Origin of the sequence: Streptomyces sp. NPDC093586, assembly GCF_044764905.1 — a bacterium.
Lineage (GTDB): Bacteria > Actinomycetota > Actinomycetes > Streptomycetales > Streptomycetaceae > Streptomyces.
In genome coordinates this window covers 117638-131151 of the sequence record NZ_JBIWJA010000015.1, presented here as the reverse complement: position 1 = coordinate 131151, position 13514 = coordinate 117638, and the positions used below count along the sequence as shown (strand labels likewise).

Sequence of the window (13514 nt, the reverse complement as noted above, 5' to 3'; positions counted from 1 at the left end):
GTTTCGGACATAGGGCACCCACCTGCGGTCCACCGGTGGAATAAACCCGGCGATGGATCGCGGTTGCGGGGGCGGATGCGGTTGTGGTTCCTCGCGGGTCGGTTCTCGGCGACTCGCGGCGGGTGATCGGAGAGGACGATCACAGATGCAGAAGCATCCGGCTGTTGCCCAAGGTGTTCGGTTTCACTCGTTCGAGGCCCAGGAACTCCGCTACACCCTCGTCATAGGAACGCAGCAGCTCGGCGTAGACATCCGTGTCCACGGGCGTCTCCCCGATCTCCACGAAGCCGTGCTTGCTGAAGAAGTCCACTTCGAAGGTGAGACAGAAAACGCGGCGAACACCCAGCCGGCGTGCGGTCTCCAGCAACTTCTCCAGCAGCCGATGTCCGACACCGGCGCCCTTCAGGCCCGGCTTCACCGCGAGAGTCCGGACTTCCGCGAGGTCTTCCCACATCACGTGCAGGGCACCACAGCCGACCACCTCGGCGTTGTCGTCCCGTTCCGCGACCCAGAACTCCTGGATGCTCTCGTAAAGCGTCACCATCGCTTTGTCGAGCAGGATGCGGTCACGGACGTACTCGTCGAGGAGCCGGCGTACGGCCGGGACATCGCTGGTGCGGGCCCGCCGGACGGTGATGGCAATTGACATGTGGGGACGCTATCGCCCGTCGGCGTCCGTGACCGAGCCGGGGCCCCGCGCGGGTGTTTCCGGGCCCTGCACGATGCGGATGGCGTCCATGAGTGCCTGGCGCTGTTCCTCGCTCATCATGCCGAAGAAGGCGATCAGAGCGGCGGTGGGGTTGTCGCTCTGCGACCAGGCGTCGTTCATCAGCGCGGCGGCGTAGGCGGCGCGGGTGGAGACCGCCTCATATCGATAGGCCCGGCCTTCCGCCTCGCGGCGCACCCAGCCCTTCTGATGGAGATTGTCCAGAACGGTCATGACGGTGGTGTACGCGATCGACCGTTCCTGTTGGAGATCTTCCAGGACTTCCCGAACGGTCACCGGGCGGTTCCACTTCCACACCCGCGTCATGACCGCGTCTTCGAGTTCTCCCAAGGGGCGAGGCACTCTCCCGACAATAGTGGGGGATCAGGGTGATCGCGTGCCGGACGTGCGCCTTTGCCCATTTTCATGGGCGAGCAGGGCGAAAAGGGCGTACGGCTCGTCCGTGCTGGTGCGCGGACGAGCCGTACGTGGGGCCTTCGGCGGTACGGGTGCGGTTTCGGGTGGGCGGCGTGGGTGGCCGGTGCGGGTGACCGGTGCGGGTGTGGCCGGTGGTGTGGCGGCGGGGTCAGGCTTCCGGGTGCACGGCCACCTGGCGGGCGCCCTCCGCCCGCGCGAGGGCGGCGTCGACGGCCGCGTCCTCCTTGGCCTGTCGGGCTCCGCCCTGGGTCTTCACGATCACCCTGACGACGCCGATGAAGAAGGCCGCCATGACGGCCGGGGGGAGAAGCGCGGAGACGTAGTCCATGGACCCAGGGTAGCCAGGCCGGGTCAGCCCGCGGCGAGGTGGTGCCGGGAACCGGCGGGGGGCGGGACCGGCTTGCGGCGGGGGAAGACCTCACCGGGGGTGGGGACGGGGCGTTTCGGGTCGGCCGGGGTGGCCGGGGCGGGACCGGGGGCCGGCTTCTGCGGGGGCTTCGCGCCGGGCCGGGCGGCCGGTTCCTGGTCCGCACAGCGGCCGCCCGGGAGAGCGTGGAGGCGGGTGCGCGCGGCGGGGACGGTGACCGTGACGGTGGTCGTCGGGGGTGCGCAGCGGGAGAGGAGCGCCGCGGCGGCGGGGTTGCCGCGCAGGGCCCGGAGGGCGGCGAGGTCGTCCGCGCCGGGGCGGTGGCCGGCGCCCAGGGCCTCGTCGAGGAGGGTGAGGTAGCCGGTGACGCTGCCGGGGAGGGCTGCGCGGTACCGGGCGAGGTCGGCCATCAGGAAGTCACGCAGCCGGGCACTCTCCCCCATCGCCTCGTCGAGCGACCGCGCGAGGCGGAGACAGTCCTGGACGTCCTCGGCCGAGGCGGGGCTGGGGTTCAGGGCGAGGGCGAGGGCGCGCCGGAGCACACGCAGCTCCTGAGCGCCGAACGCCATGCCGCCTCGGGATCCGTATGGCGTGGGCATGGGGCGACGATACGCGCTAATCGGACAAACTTGGCATAGCGGGAGGGTGTGGCGTGGGGGGCCACTCGTATGCGCCGGCCTGCGGGTGCCTGCGGCGCGTGGGCGGGGTGCCTGCGGGTGCCTGCGGCGCGTGGGCGGGGTGCCTGCGAGTGCCTGCGGCGCGTGAACGGGCGCGCCTGCGGGTGCCTGCGGCGCGTGGGCGGGGTGCCTGCGGGTGCCTGCGGCGCGTGAACGGGCGCGCCTGCGGGTGCCTGTGCGGGGTTGGGTGGGCGCGCCTGCGATGGCCTGTGCGGGGTGGGTGGGGATGCCTGCGGCGGCCTGCGGCGCGTGGGCGGGCGTGCCTGCGACGGCCTGTGCGGGTTCGGTGGGGGTGCGGGGTGTCTGTGGGTGCCTGTGGGTGGGGGGTGCCTGCGGCGGCCTGTGCGGGTTCGGTGGGGGTGCGCGTAGCGCCTTCGGTGGGCTGTGGGTCGGGGCCGCGCCGGGGGGTGTCCGTCCTCGGAACGGCGCGGAATCGGTCGGCCACAGAAGTACCGGCGCGGACGCGCCAACCGCTGCGGGCGGACACCCCCCGACACGTCCCCTTCCCGCCGTACGCGACTGACCGCCGTCACCCACTCGGCTGCGGGCAGTCGTGCCGCTGGGGGCACCCCGGCAGCGCCGGACCACACGACCCACCCCGCACCCGCGCCTGGTGCCTTCGCAGCGCCGGGCCATGTGGCCCGCGCCTACATGCGGGACACGTTGCGTTCGTAGACCAGCCGCAGCCCCATCAGCGTCAGCCACGGCTCGTGCTCGTCGATGACCGACGCCTCGCCCAGCACCATCGGCGCCAGTCCCCCCGTCGCGATGACCGTCACGTCGTCGGGGTCCGTGGCCAGCTCGCGGGCCATGCGGTTGACGACCCCGTCGACCTGGCCCGCGAAGCCGTAGATGATCCCGGACTGCATCGCCTCGACCGTGTTCTTGCCGATCACGCTGCGGGGGCGCGCCACCTCGATCTTGCGGAGCTGGGCGCCCTTGACGCCGAGCGCCTCGACCGAGATCTCGATGCCGGGGGCGATGACCCCGCCGATGTACTCCCCGCGCGCGCTCACCGCGTCGAACGTCGTCGCCGTGCCGAAGTCCACGACGATCGCCGGGCCGCCGTAGAGCTCGACCGCGGCGACCGCGTTGATGATGCGGTCGGCGCCGACCTCCTTGGGGTGGTCGGTGAGGATCGGGACGCCGGTCTTGACGCCCGGTTCGACCAGGACCGCGGGGACGTCGCCGTAGTAGCGGCGGGTGACCTCGCGGAGTTCGTGCAGGACCGAGGGGACGGTCGCGCAGATGGCGATGCCGTCGATGCCGTCGCCCAGCTCGTCGCCGAGGAGCGGGTGCATGCCCATCAGGCCCTGGAGGAGGACCGCCAGCTCGTCGGCCGTGCGGCGCGGGTCCGTGGAGATGCGCCAGTGCTCGACGATGTCCTCGCCGTCGAAGAGGCCCAGGACGGTGTGCGTGTTGCCTACGTCGATCGTCAGCAGCATGGCTCTACTCCGCTTCCCGCAGGTCCAGGCCGATGTCCAGGATCGGGGAGCTGTGGGTGAGGGCTCCCACGGCCAGGTAGTCGACGCCGGTGTCGGCGTAGGCCCTGGCGTTGTCCAGGGTGAGGCGGCCCGACGCCTCCAGGGCGGCGCGGCCGTTCACGAGGGCGACCGCCTCCTCGCACTCGCCCGGCGTGAAGTTGTCCAGCAGGATCAGGTCGGCGCCCGCGTCGAGGACCTCGCGGAGCTGGTGGAGGGTGTCGACCTCGACCTCGATGGGGACGTCCGGGAAGCGTTCGCGGACCGCCTGGAAGGCCGCCGCCACGCCGCCCGCGGCGACCACGTGGTTGTCCTTCACCAGGGCCGCGTCCGAGAGGGACATGCGGTGGTTGACGCCGCCGCCGCAGCGGACCGCGAACTTCTCCAGGGAGCGCAGGCCCGGGGTCGTCTTGCGGGTGTCCCGGACCCGGGTCCTGGTGCCCTCCAGGGCGTCCTCCCACGCGCGCGTGGCGGTCGCGATGCCCGACAGGCGGCACAGGAGGTTGAGCGCGCTGCGCTCGGCGGTGAGGAGGTCGCGGGTGCGGGTGGTGACCGACAGGAGCTTCTGGCCCGGCTCCACCCGGTCGCCGTCCGCCACGTGGCGTTCCACCTCGAACTCGTCCGTCGCGACGATCGACAGGACCGCCTCGGCGACCCTGAGGCCGGCCACGACGCCCGCCTCGCGCGCGGTGAAGTCGGCGGTGGCCACCGCGTCCTCGGGGATGGTCGCGACCGTCGTCACGTCCACGCCGTGGGCCAGGTCCTCCTGGAGGGCCACGTTCGCGATGTCCTCGACCTCCACGGGGTCGAGGCCGGCGTCGACCAGGAGGGCGGCGAGCGCGGGGTCGAGGCCGCACTCCAGGTACGTCTCTTCGTCGGTGTCCGCGCCGCAGGCGCAGCCGTCGCCGCAGCCTCCGCCGGAGGCGAGGGGAAGGTCGGGGGTGTTCACTGTCGTCACTGCTCCTGGGGACGCTGCGCCGGCCGGGCGCCGGGGGTGGTCGGGGGGAATTCTGGCGTGTCCGTGGTGTGCACGGCGAGGGAACGGTCGGAGTTCAGGCGTACGACGATGTGGCGGCGCCACGTCGTGTCGTCGCGGTCCGCGTGGTCCTCACGCCAGTGGCAGCCCCGCGTCTCCTCGCGCCGTGCCGCCGCGGCCACCAGGACGCGGGCCACGCACAGGAGGTTCGTCGCCTCCCAGGTGTCGACGCCCGGCTCGGCCGTCTTGCCGTTCTCGTCCAGGGCCTCGCGGGCCTCGGTGTGGAGGCGGTACAGCCGGTCGGCCGCCCGGGTGAGGGAGTCCGCCGAGCGCAGGACGCCGGCGCCCTCGGTCATGATCCGCTGGATCGCGAGGCGGGCTTCCGGCGGCAGGAGGGGGTGCGCCGGGGGGGCCGTGTGCGGGAGCGGTGCCGGTACGCGCGCGGGGAGCGTGCCGTCCGCGTGGCTCGCCGCGATGTCGGCGGCGATGCGCTCGGCGTAGACCAGGCCCTCCAGGAGCGAGTTCGACGCCAGGCGGTTGGCGCCGTGCACGCCCGTGCAGGCGACCTCGCCGCACGCGTACAGGCCGGGGACCGTGGTGCGGCCCGCGGCGTCGGTGCGGACGCCGCCGGAGGCGTAGTGGGCGGCCGGTGCGACCGGGATCGGCTCGGTGACCGGGTCGATGCCGTGGGCGCGGCAGGCGGCGAGGATCGTCGGGAAGCGGTGCTCCCACATCTCGGCGCCGAAGTGGCGTGCGTCGAGGTACATGTGTTCGGCGCCCCGCTCCTGCATGCGGCGCGTGATGCCCTTGGCGACGATGTCCCGGGGCGCCAGTTCGGCCAGTTCGTGCTGTCCCTGCATGAAGCGCACGCCGTCGGCGTCCACCAGGTGGGCGCCCTCGCCGCGCACCGCCTCGGAGACCAGGGGCTGCTGGCCCTCCGCGTCCGGGCCGAGGAAGAGGACCGTGGGGTGGAACTGCACGAACTCGAGGTCGCTCACCTCGGCGCCCGCGCGCAGGGCGAGCGCCACGCCGTCGCCCGTGGAGACGGACGGGTTCGTCGTCGCCGAGAAGACCTGGCCCATGCCGCCGGTCGCCAGGACCACGGCGGGCGCGTGGACCGCGCCGACGCCGTCGTGCTGGCCCTCGCCCATGACGTGCAGGGTGACACCGGCCGTGCGGCCGTCGGCGTCCGTGAGGAGGTCCAGGACGAGGGCGTTCTCGACCGTGCGGATCCCCCGCGCGCGGACCGCCTCGACCAGGGCGCGGGAGATCTCCGCGCCCGTGGCGTCACCGCCCGCGTGGGCGATGCGGCGGCGGTGGTGGCCGCCCTCGCGGGTGAGTTCCAGGTCGCCCTCGGCGGACTCGTCGAAGTGCGCGCCGGTCGCGATGAGGCGGCGTACGGCGTCGGGGCCCTCGGTGACCAGGAGGCGGACGGCCTCCGGGTCGCACAGGCCCGCGCCGGCCACCAGGGTGTCGTCCAGGTGCTGCTCGGGGGTGTCGCCCTCGCCCAGGGCCGCGGCGATGCCGCCCTGGGCCCAGCGGGTGGAGCCGTCGTCGAGGCGGGCCTTGGTGACGACGACCGTGTTCAGGCCGGCGGCCTCGCACCGCAGGGCGGCGGTGAGGCCGGCGACGCCGGAGCCGACGACCACGACGTCCGCCGGGACGGCCCACCCGGGCGCGGGGGCGTGCAGTCGTATGCCTGTGCTGGTCACGAGGCGGCTCCGAAGGTGAGGGGGACGTTGTCGATCAGCCGGGTCGCGCCGACCCGGGCGGCGACGGCGAGGACGGCCTCACCGGTGTGGTCGTCGCCGATCTCGGTGAAGTCGGACGGGTCGACCAGGGCGAGGTAGTCCAGCTCCAGCGGCGGGTCGAGGCGGGCGGCCTCGTCCAGGACCAGGCGGGCGGCGGCGCGGACGGCCGTGGCGGCGCCCGGCGCCGACGTGGCGACGGCGTGCGCGTCGGCCGCCGCGCGGGACTCGCCCAGGGCGCTGAGGGCCTCGGCACGCGCGCGCGTGGCGGGCACTTCGCGGGCCCGCGCGCGCAGCGCCTCCTGGGCGGCGTGCCGGTCGAGGCCGGCGAACAGGGCCTGGGAGAGCGCGAGGGCGGTGCGGCGCTCGGCGGGCGAGAGGTAGCGGTTGCGGCTGGAGAGGGCCAGGCCGTCGTCCTCGCGCACGGTGGGCACGCCGACGATCTCCACGCCGAAGTTCAGGTCGCGGACCATGCGGCGGATCAGGGCGAGCTGCTGGGCGTCCTTCTGGCCGTACAGGGCCAGGTCGGGGCGGGTGAGGTGGAGCAGCTTGGCGACGACGGTGAGCATGCCGTCGAAGTGGCCGGGGCGGGAGGCGCCCTCCAGGCGTTCGCCCATGGGTCCCGCCGTGACGCGGACCTGGGGCTCGCCGCCCGGGTAGACCTCGTCGACGGACGGGGCGAAGACGGCGTCCGCGCCCGCCTGCTCGGCGATCCTCAGGTCGGCGTCCAGGGTGCGCGGGTAGCGGTCCAGGTCCTCCCCGGCGCCGAACTGGAGCGGGTTGACGAAGACGGTGACGACCACCTCGCCGTCCGGGCCGACCGTCCGCCGTGCCGTGCGGATCAGGGTGGCGTGGCCCTCGTGCAGGGCGCCCATGGTCATCACGACGGCCCGGCGACCGTGACGTACGCGCGCGTGCAGCTCGTCCGCGGTGCGCAGCAGGGTGATGGTCGTGGTCATCGGGCGTCTCCCTCGGTGCCGTCGATCCCGTCGGTGCCGTCGTTGCCGTCGGTGCCGTCGGTGTCATCCGTCTCGCCGGTCCTGCCGGTCCTGCCGGCCCTGTCCGTCCCGCCGGTCCCGTCGGCGAGTACCCCGAGCAGGTCCTCGGCGAGTTCGGGCTTGAGCAGCCCGTGGTCCAGGGCGCGGTCGGCGGTCGCGCGGGCCATCGCCACATAGCCGGCGACGGCCTGCGGGGCGTGGGCGCGCAGTTCCGCGATGTGCGCGGCGACCGTGCCCGCGTCCCCGCGCGCGACGGGGCCGGTCAGCGCCGCGTCGCCGGAGCGCAGGGCGTTGTCCAGGGCGGCGCCCAGCAGCGGGCCGAGCATCCGGTCGGGGGCCCCGACGCCGGCGGCGCGCAGCAGCTCCAGGGACTGGGCGACCAGGGTGACCAGGTGGTTGGCACCGAGGGCGAGCGCCGCGTGGTAGAGCGGGCGCATGTCCTCGGCGATCCACTCCGGCTCGCCACCCATCTCGATGACCAGGGCCTCGGCGGCCAGCCGCAGTTCCTCGGGCGCGGTGACGCCGAAGGAGCAGCCGGCCAGGCGCTGGACGTCCACGGGGGTGCCGGTGAAGGTCATCGCCGGGTGCAGGGCGAGCGGCAGGGCGCCGGCGCGCAGGGCGGGGTCCAGGACCTTGGCGCCGTAGCGCCCGGAGGTGTGCGCGAGCAGCTGGCCCGGGCGCACCGCGCCGGTCTCGGCGAGCCCGGTCACCAGGCCGGGCAGCGCGTCGTCGGGGACGGTCAGCAGCACCAGTTCGGCGTGCTGGAGGACCTCGGCGGGCGTCATGAGCGGCACGTCGGGGAGCAGGGCGGCGGCACGCCGCCTGGAGGCGTCGGAGACCCCGGAGACGGCCACCGGGCGGTGCCCGGCGAGCTGGAGGGACGCGGCCAGCGCGGGGCCCACGCGTCCGGCGCCGACGACGCCTACGGTGAGCCGCGCGGGGCGGTCCTGGGGGTCTGGCTGTGGGGTTGTGTTCACGCGACGGCGGCCTTCCCGTTCCAGTCCGCTCGGGGTACCGGACGATTTCTCGTCATGTTAACGCGATCGGTTCCACGGGCGTCCGGTCGTCCACAGGCTGTGGGGTTCCGCGGGCCTTCGCGCCGGACCGGGCGCCTCCCTCACGCGGGCCGAAACCCTGGTGCCCCGGCTGTTCCCCGCACGGCATGATCCCGGCATGACTGACACAGGGGAAGCCGCGGAACAGGCGGACACGGCCCAGCGGCCGGAGGGTCCGGAGCAACGGGAGCAACGGGAGGAGCGGTGGCGGCGGACGCGCGAGCGACGCGTGGCCGTGCACCGCGGCGCGAAGCGCCTGCTCGCCCGGCCGGGCTTCACCGCCCCCCTCCGGGAGCGGCTCGGCCTGCTGGCCGGGGCCGAGGAGCTCTACGACCTCGACGAGCCGTCGGACGTGTACGGCAACGGCATCGTGACGGCGCTGGAGGAGCGGACGGCCGCCCTGCTCGGTCACGAGGCCGCCGTCTTCTTCCCGACCGGCACCATGGCCCAGCAGGTGGCGCTGCGCTGCTGGGCGGGCCGCACCGGCAACCCGGTCGTCGCCCTGCACGGGCTCGGCCACCCCGAGGTGCACGAGCGGAACGCCTTCAGCCGGGTCAGCGGCCTGCACCCGGTACGGCTGACGAGCGAGCCCCGGCAGCCGTCCGCCGACGAGGTGCGCGACTTCGAGGAGCCGTTCGGCGCGCTGATGCTGGAGCTGCCGCTCAGGGAGGCCGGCTGGCTGCTGCCCACCTGGGAGGAGCTGACCGAGCTGGTCGGGGCGGCCCGGGAACGCGACGCGGTGGTGCACTTCGACGGGGCCCGGCTGTGGGAGTCGACCGTGCACTTCGGTCGCCCCCTGGACGAGATCGCGGGTCTCGCGGACAGCGTGTACGTCTCGTTCTACAAATCCCTCAAGGGCTACGGCGGTGCCGCCCTGGCCGGTCCCCGCACGCTGGTGGAGGAGGCCAGGGCCTGGCGGCACCGGTACGGCGGTGCCGTGTTCCAGCAGTTCCCCACGGTCCTGTCGGCGCTGGCCGGCCTGGAGCGGGAGCTGCCGCGGCTGCCGGAGTACGTGCGGCACGCGCGCGTGGTGGCCGCCGCGCTGCGCGAGGGCTTCGCGGCGGCCGGGCTGCCGTGGGCACGGGTACACCCGGAGGTGCCCCACACGCACGAGTTCCAGGTCTGGCTGCCGTACGACGCCGACGCCGCCGGGGAGGCCGCGCTCCGGCAGGGCGAGGAGACGGGCACCATGCTCTTCTCGCGGCCCTGGGACGGGATCGGGCCGGGCATCGCCGTCACCGAGGTCGGGGTGGAGGCGGCGGGCCTGGAGTGGACGGCCGACGACGTGAAGGCCGCGGTCGCGGACTTCGCCGCCCGGCTTCCTCGCTGACCCGGCGTTCGTCCGCCGGCCGGCTGCCGGCCCGCTGACCTGCCGCCTCGGTGCCCCGGTGTCTCGGTGCCCCGCCGGCCCGCCGGCCGGACTACCGGCCGCGCCGCTGACCAGGCGACCGGCAGGCCAGCAGCCGGCGGGCACGGCAGCCTGCGGCGCGAGGCGGCACGTCCGGGCCTGCCGGTCCGCGGCGGCGTCCGCCCGGTCGGCCGCCCCCGCGGTCAGCCCACAGAACCCGGTCGCGGGGACCACCACCGGCGCAGGGCCCGCCGTACGCGGCCGTGCACCGGGCGGCCGGCCGGGACCGCCCGGAACCGGCGGTGGTCGCGCCACGCGCGCAGGACCTGCCGGTCGTGGGTGCCGGGCGCGGGCGGCGCGGGCTCGCCGAGCCGCCGGGCGCGGTAGGTGTCGAGGAGGTACTGCTGCGTGATGCTCATGGCGGATCGCCTCTCAGGGCACGAGGACTGACGGTTCGGTACACGGGCTCCGCGGCTGCCCCGGTGGCCCCAGGCTGCTCCGGCGGGGCCGGCGCCGTCGCGCCGATTGACGGCGCCGGTCAATCGACGACGGCGTTGTCGGTGGCGGCGTGCACCATGGGGGCATGAGCGTGCGCATCGACATCACGGGGCTGCGGCCGGAGAGGGTCGCCGTCGTGCCCTCCCCCCTGGCCGAGCTGTGCATGGCGCTGCACGCGCTGTCCGAGCCGGGACACCATCCGGGGCTCCAGGGCTGGGTGACCGGTGTCACCGCCCGGCTCGACCCGCACCTGGCCGACCGGATGTGCGAGGCCGACTTCCTGTGGCGGACGACGTTCTCGGACCTGTTCCTGCCGTTCGCCGGCCTCCCCGGCCGCGGCACGCTGCCCGGCGCCACCCTCGCCGAGGACCTGGACCTGCTGGACAAGCTGTCGGACGAGCAGTTCGTGGACGCGGCGCTGGAGTTCACCTGCGCCATGCCCTACGGCACCGAGGGCTCCTCCGCGCTCTCGGACGCCGTGGTGCGCCGGCGCGCCCTGGACCTGGCCGCCGCGCGCGGGCCGCGGCAGCTGAGGTTCAGTGAGCGGCTGCTGGCCGATCCGCCCCGGATCCGGGGCTGGCTGCGCCAGTTCCTGCACGACTGCGACGAGGCGTTCTTCGCGGACGCCTGGTCCCGGCTGCGCCACCAGCTCGCGGCCGACGCCCGCCACAAGACGGAGCTGCTGCGGCGCCGGGGACTGGCCGAGGCGCTGGCCGCGGTGTCCCCGGCGGTGGCGCTGGACGAGACGGCCGGCGTGATCACGATCGACAAGCTGGGCGACGGCCGTACGGCCACGGGGGACGGCGGCCTGCTGCTCCTGCCCACCAGCTTCGGCTGGCCGCACCTGTCGGTCCTGCACCGGTACGGCTGGCAGCCCGTCCTGCACTACCCCGTCGGCGCCGCCGAGCCGGTCTCCCCGCCGTCGGTCGAGCAGCTCGCGCTGCGGATGTCCGCGCTGTCCCACCCGGTGCGGATGCGGATCTGCCGCCACCTGGCCCGCAGCGCGTACACCACGAGCGAGCTGGCGCAGGCGCACGGGATGACGGCCCCGGAGATATCCCGGCACCTGGGGGTGCTGAAGAAGGCGGGCCTGATCACCACGCGCCGCCGCGGGCGGTACGTCCTGCACCAGCTGGACGTGACGGTGGTGGCCCGGCTGGGCAGCGACTTCCTGGAGGGCATCCTCCGGTAGCCCGGCGCCGCCCGCGCCGGGGCCCGCTCAGCCGCGTCCGCCGCCGGCCCGCACCAGCCCGGTCTCGTAGGCGAGGACCACCACCTGCACCCGGTCGCGCAGGCCGAGCTTGGTCAGGATGCGGCCGACGTGCGTCTTCACGGTCGCCTCGGACAGCACGAGCCGGTTCGCGATCTCCCGGTTGGACAGGCCCTGCGCGACCAGCACCATCACCTCGCGCTCGCGCTCGGTGAGCCGCTGGAGCTCCGCGTGCCGGGGCTCCTGGCCGGTGGCCGGCAGCATCGGGGCGAACCGGTCGAGGAGCCGGCGGGTGGTCGAGGGGGCCACCACGGCGTCCCCGCTGTGCACGGAGCGGATCGCGGCGAGCAGCTCACCGGGCGGCACGTCCTTGAGCATGAAGCCGGAGGCACCCGCCTTCAGCGCCGAGAAGGCGTACTCGTCCAGGTCGAAGGTGGTCAGGATCAGCACCTTCGGCGCGGCCGGGTCCACGCAGATCCGGCTGGTGGTCTCCACCCCGTCGAGCTTGGGCATGCGGACGTCCATCAGGACGACGTCCACGGCGATCGAGCGCAGCACCTGGAGGGCCTCGACGCCGTCGCCCGCCTCCGCGACGACCTCCATGTCCGGCTGGGCCGCGAGCACCATCCGGAACCCGGTGCGCAGCAGCACCTGGTCGTCGACGAGCATCACGCGGATCGTCATCGGGGTCTCTTCCGTTCTCCGCCGGAGTGCCGGCCGGGGGTTGTGACAGGTGTCAACGCCGTACGTGCGTAGGCGCGCGGAGGTCAGTGTGCGGGTTTCAGCGGCAGCAGCGCACTGATGCGGAATCCGCCGCCGGGCCGCGGACCCGCGTCCAGGGTGCCACCGACCATGCCGATCCGTTCCCGCATGCCGATCAGTCCGTGGCCCTGGCCGTCGTAGCCGCCCTCCTCGTACAGCTCGTGGGGGGCGCCCTTGCCGTCGTCCTCGATGAGCAGGCCGAGCCCGTCGTCGAAGTAGACGAGGCGCACGCTCGCGCCCGCGTTGGGCCCGCCGTGCTTGCGGGTGTTGGTCAACGCCTCCTGCACGATGCGGTACGCGGTCAGCTCGACGCCGCTGGGCAGTTGGCGCGGGGTGCCCTCGACCTTGAAGTCGACGGGCAGTCCGGAGGTGCGGCACTGCTCGACCAGCTCCCCGATCTGCTGGACGTCGGGCTGCGGGACGTACTCCCCGGCCTCCTGGTGCTCGCCGGTGCGCAGCACGCCGAGCAGGCGGCGCATCTCGGCGAGGGCCTGCCGGCCGGTGGAGGAGATGGTCTCCAGGGCCTTCTTCGCCTGGTCGGGGGCCGCGTCCAGGACGTAGGCGGCGCCGTCGGCCTGCACCACCATGACGGAGACGTTGTGCGCGACGACGTCGTGCAGCTCCCGGGCGATGCGGGCCCGCTCGGCGGCGACCGCGACCTTGGCCTGCGCCTCGCGTTCCTTCTCCAGCCGGGCGTTGCGTTCCTCCAGCTGCGCGAAGTAGGCGCGGCGGGTGCGGATGGAGTCGCCGAGCACCCAGGCGAGGGCGAACGGCACCGCCTGGAAGACCGTGACGGCGATGTTGCCCGCGATGCCGGTGTGCTCGCTGGGCCAGCGCAGCTGTGCGAGGGGCGCGGCGCACAGGCCCATGGTGAGCGCGGCCCGGGAGGCCCAGCGGGCACCGGTCGTGGCCACCGTGTAGACGATCACCAGCAGGGCGAAGTCGGCGGACATCGTGGGGATGTCCAGCGCCAGCTGGCCCACCCCGAGGGCAACGGCCAGCAGCAGCATCTTCTCCGGCATCCGCCGACGCAGCGCGATCACCAGACACAGCAGCACCACGAACGGAACGACCAGCGCCGTGACGTTCCTTCCGTGGGCCTCCTGCTGCGTGGTCACGGACATCAGGGAGATGCCGAGCAGGACGAGGGCCCAGAAACAGTCGACCCCGGTCGGGTGTCTGCGGAGGAAATCGTAGAGGCGCTGCACGTAACCCAGCGTAGGGAAGCGGAATAGGTGCATGGGTCAACC

General features: G+C 74.1%; 14 protein-coding genes. 2 read left to right on the top strand and 12 right to left on the bottom strand.

Translation table 11 applies throughout. The features are described from left to right. Window positions 1–139 precede the first annotated feature (139 nt). The 9 genes from ACIRFH_RS18115 to ACIRFH_RS18075 all read right to left on the bottom strand — a co-directional run bounded on the left by ACIRFH_RS18115 (window position 140) and on the right by ACIRFH_RS18075 (window position 8368). Complete coding sequence (locus ACIRFH_RS18115) at window positions 140–649, bottom strand: amino-acid N-acetyltransferase (protein WP_403521633.1); 510 nt, start codon at window positions 647–649, stop codon at window positions 140–142. 9 nt (window positions 650–658) lie between these two features. Then, window positions 659–1057: a BlaI/MecI/CopY family transcriptional regulator gene (locus ACIRFH_RS18110; RefSeq protein WP_403521631.1), complete on the bottom strand. Its 399-nt coding sequence runs from the start codon at window positions 1055–1057 to the stop codon at window positions 659–661. Window positions 1058–1292: 235 nt separating this feature from the next. Continuing rightward, complete coding sequence (locus ACIRFH_RS18105; RefSeq protein WP_403521629.1) at window positions 1293–1472, bottom strand: hypothetical protein; 180 nt, start codon at window positions 1470–1472, stop codon at window positions 1293–1295. A 23-nt stretch (window positions 1473–1495) separates the two neighbouring features. Beyond that, window positions 1496–2110 (bottom strand): hypothetical protein, encoded by a 615-nt coding sequence (locus ACIRFH_RS18100; protein WP_403521627.1) that lies wholly within the window; start codon window positions 2108–2110, stop codon window positions 1496–1498. A 725-nt stretch (window positions 2111–2835) separates the two neighbouring features. Then, complete coding sequence (locus ACIRFH_RS18095) at window positions 2836–3633, bottom strand: type III pantothenate kinase (protein WP_403521625.1); 798 nt, start codon at window positions 3631–3633, stop codon at window positions 2836–2838. A gap of 4 nt (window positions 3634–3637) precedes the next feature. Beyond that, window positions 3638–4618, bottom strand: a complete 981-nt coding sequence (gene nadC / locus ACIRFH_RS18090; protein WP_403521708.1) for a carboxylating nicotinate-nucleotide diphosphorylase — start codon at window positions 4616–4618, stop codon at window positions 3638–3640. A 5-nt stretch (window positions 4619–4623) separates the two neighbouring features. Beyond that, a complete protein-coding gene (locus ACIRFH_RS18085; RefSeq protein WP_403521623.1) occupies window positions 4624–6357 on the bottom strand; it encodes an L-aspartate oxidase in 1734 nt (577 codons plus the stop codon). Then, window positions 6354–7352, bottom strand: a complete 999-nt coding sequence (gene panC, locus ACIRFH_RS18080; protein WP_403521621.1) for a pantoate--beta-alanine ligase — start codon at window positions 7350–7352, stop codon at window positions 6354–6356. Before panC ends, ACIRFH_RS18085 begins: the two co-directional genes overlap by 4 nt. Next, window positions 7349–8368 (bottom strand): Rossmann-like and DUF2520 domain-containing protein, encoded by a 1020-nt coding sequence (locus ACIRFH_RS18075; protein WP_403521619.1) that lies wholly within the window; start codon window positions 8366–8368, stop codon window positions 7349–7351. Before ACIRFH_RS18075 ends, panC begins: the two co-directional genes overlap by 4 nt. A gap of 196 nt (window positions 8369–8564) precedes the next feature. Here ACIRFH_RS18075 and ACIRFH_RS18070 point away from each other — a divergent pair, with 196 nt between their 5' ends. Next, window positions 8565–9776 (top strand): threonine aldolase family protein, encoded by a 1212-nt coding sequence (locus ACIRFH_RS18070; RefSeq protein ID WP_403521617.1) that lies wholly within the window; start codon window positions 8565–8567, stop codon window positions 9774–9776. Window positions 9777–9997: 221 nt separating this feature from the next. Here the strand turns inward: ACIRFH_RS18070 and ACIRFH_RS18065 are convergent, their stop codons facing one another. Next, window positions 9998–10213, bottom strand: coding sequence for a hypothetical protein (locus ACIRFH_RS18065; RefSeq protein WP_403521615.1), 216 nt, complete (start codon window positions 10211–10213; stop codon window positions 9998–10000). A gap of 164 nt (window positions 10214–10377) precedes the next feature. On the opposite strand from ACIRFH_RS18065, the gene ACIRFH_RS18060 reads away from it, so the two are divergent. Then, the gene (locus tag ACIRFH_RS18060) at window positions 10378–11484 is read left to right on the top strand and encodes a DUF5937 family protein (RefSeq protein ID WP_403521613.1); all 1107 of its coding nucleotides are present in this window, start codon (window positions 10378–10380) and stop codon (window positions 11482–11484) included. A 27-nt stretch (window positions 11485–11511) separates the two neighbouring features. Here ACIRFH_RS18060 and ACIRFH_RS18055 read toward each other — a convergent pair whose 3' ends face one another. Together ACIRFH_RS18055 and ACIRFH_RS18050 are read right to left on the bottom strand one after the other, a co-directional pair. Continuing rightward, the gene (locus ACIRFH_RS18055; RefSeq protein WP_403521611.1) at window positions 11512–12186 is read right to left on the bottom strand and encodes a response regulator; all 675 of its coding nucleotides are present in this window, start codon (window positions 12184–12186) and stop codon (window positions 11512–11514) included. Between the two features lie 83 nt (window positions 12187–12269). Further along, window positions 12270–13472: a sensor histidine kinase gene (locus tag ACIRFH_RS18050; protein ID WP_403521609.1), complete on the bottom strand. Its 1203-nt coding sequence runs from the start codon at window positions 13470–13472 to the stop codon at window positions 12270–12272. Between the last annotated feature and the right edge of the window lie 42 nt (window positions 13473–13514).

Coding starts and splice junctions, on each gene's coding strand:
- ACIRFH_RS18055 (WP_403521611.1), bottom strand. CDS start 12,186: ATGACGATCCGCGTGATGCTCGTCGACGACCAGGTGCTGCTGCGCACC.
- ACIRFH_RS18095 (WP_403521625.1), bottom strand. CDS start 3,633: ATGCTGCTGACGATCGACGTAGGCAACACGCACACCGTCCTGGGCCTC.
- ACIRFH_RS18065 (WP_403521615.1), bottom strand. CDS start 10,213: ATGAGCATCACGCAGCAGTACCTCCTCGACACCTACCGCGCCCGGCGG.
- ACIRFH_RS18060 (WP_403521613.1), top strand. CDS start 10,378: ATGAGCGTGCGCATCGACATCACGGGGCTGCGGCCGGAGAGGGTCGCC.
- ACIRFH_RS18115 (WP_403521633.1), bottom strand. CDS start 649: ATGTCAATTGCCATCACCGTCCGGCGGGCCCGCACCAGCGATGTCCCG.
- ACIRFH_RS18105 (WP_403521629.1), bottom strand. CDS start 1,472: ATGGACTACGTCTCCGCGCTTCTCCCCCCGGCCGTCATGGCGGCCTTC.
- panC (WP_403521621.1), bottom strand. CDS start 7,352: ATGACCACGACCATCACCCTGCTGCGCACCGCGGACGAGCTGCACGCG.
- ACIRFH_RS18070 (WP_403521617.1), top strand. CDS start 8,565: ATGACTGACACAGGGGAAGCCGCGGAACAGGCGGACACGGCCCAGCGG.
- ACIRFH_RS18100 (WP_403521627.1), bottom strand. CDS start 2,110: ATGCCCACGCCATACGGATCCCGAGGCGGCATGGCGTTCGGCGCTCAG.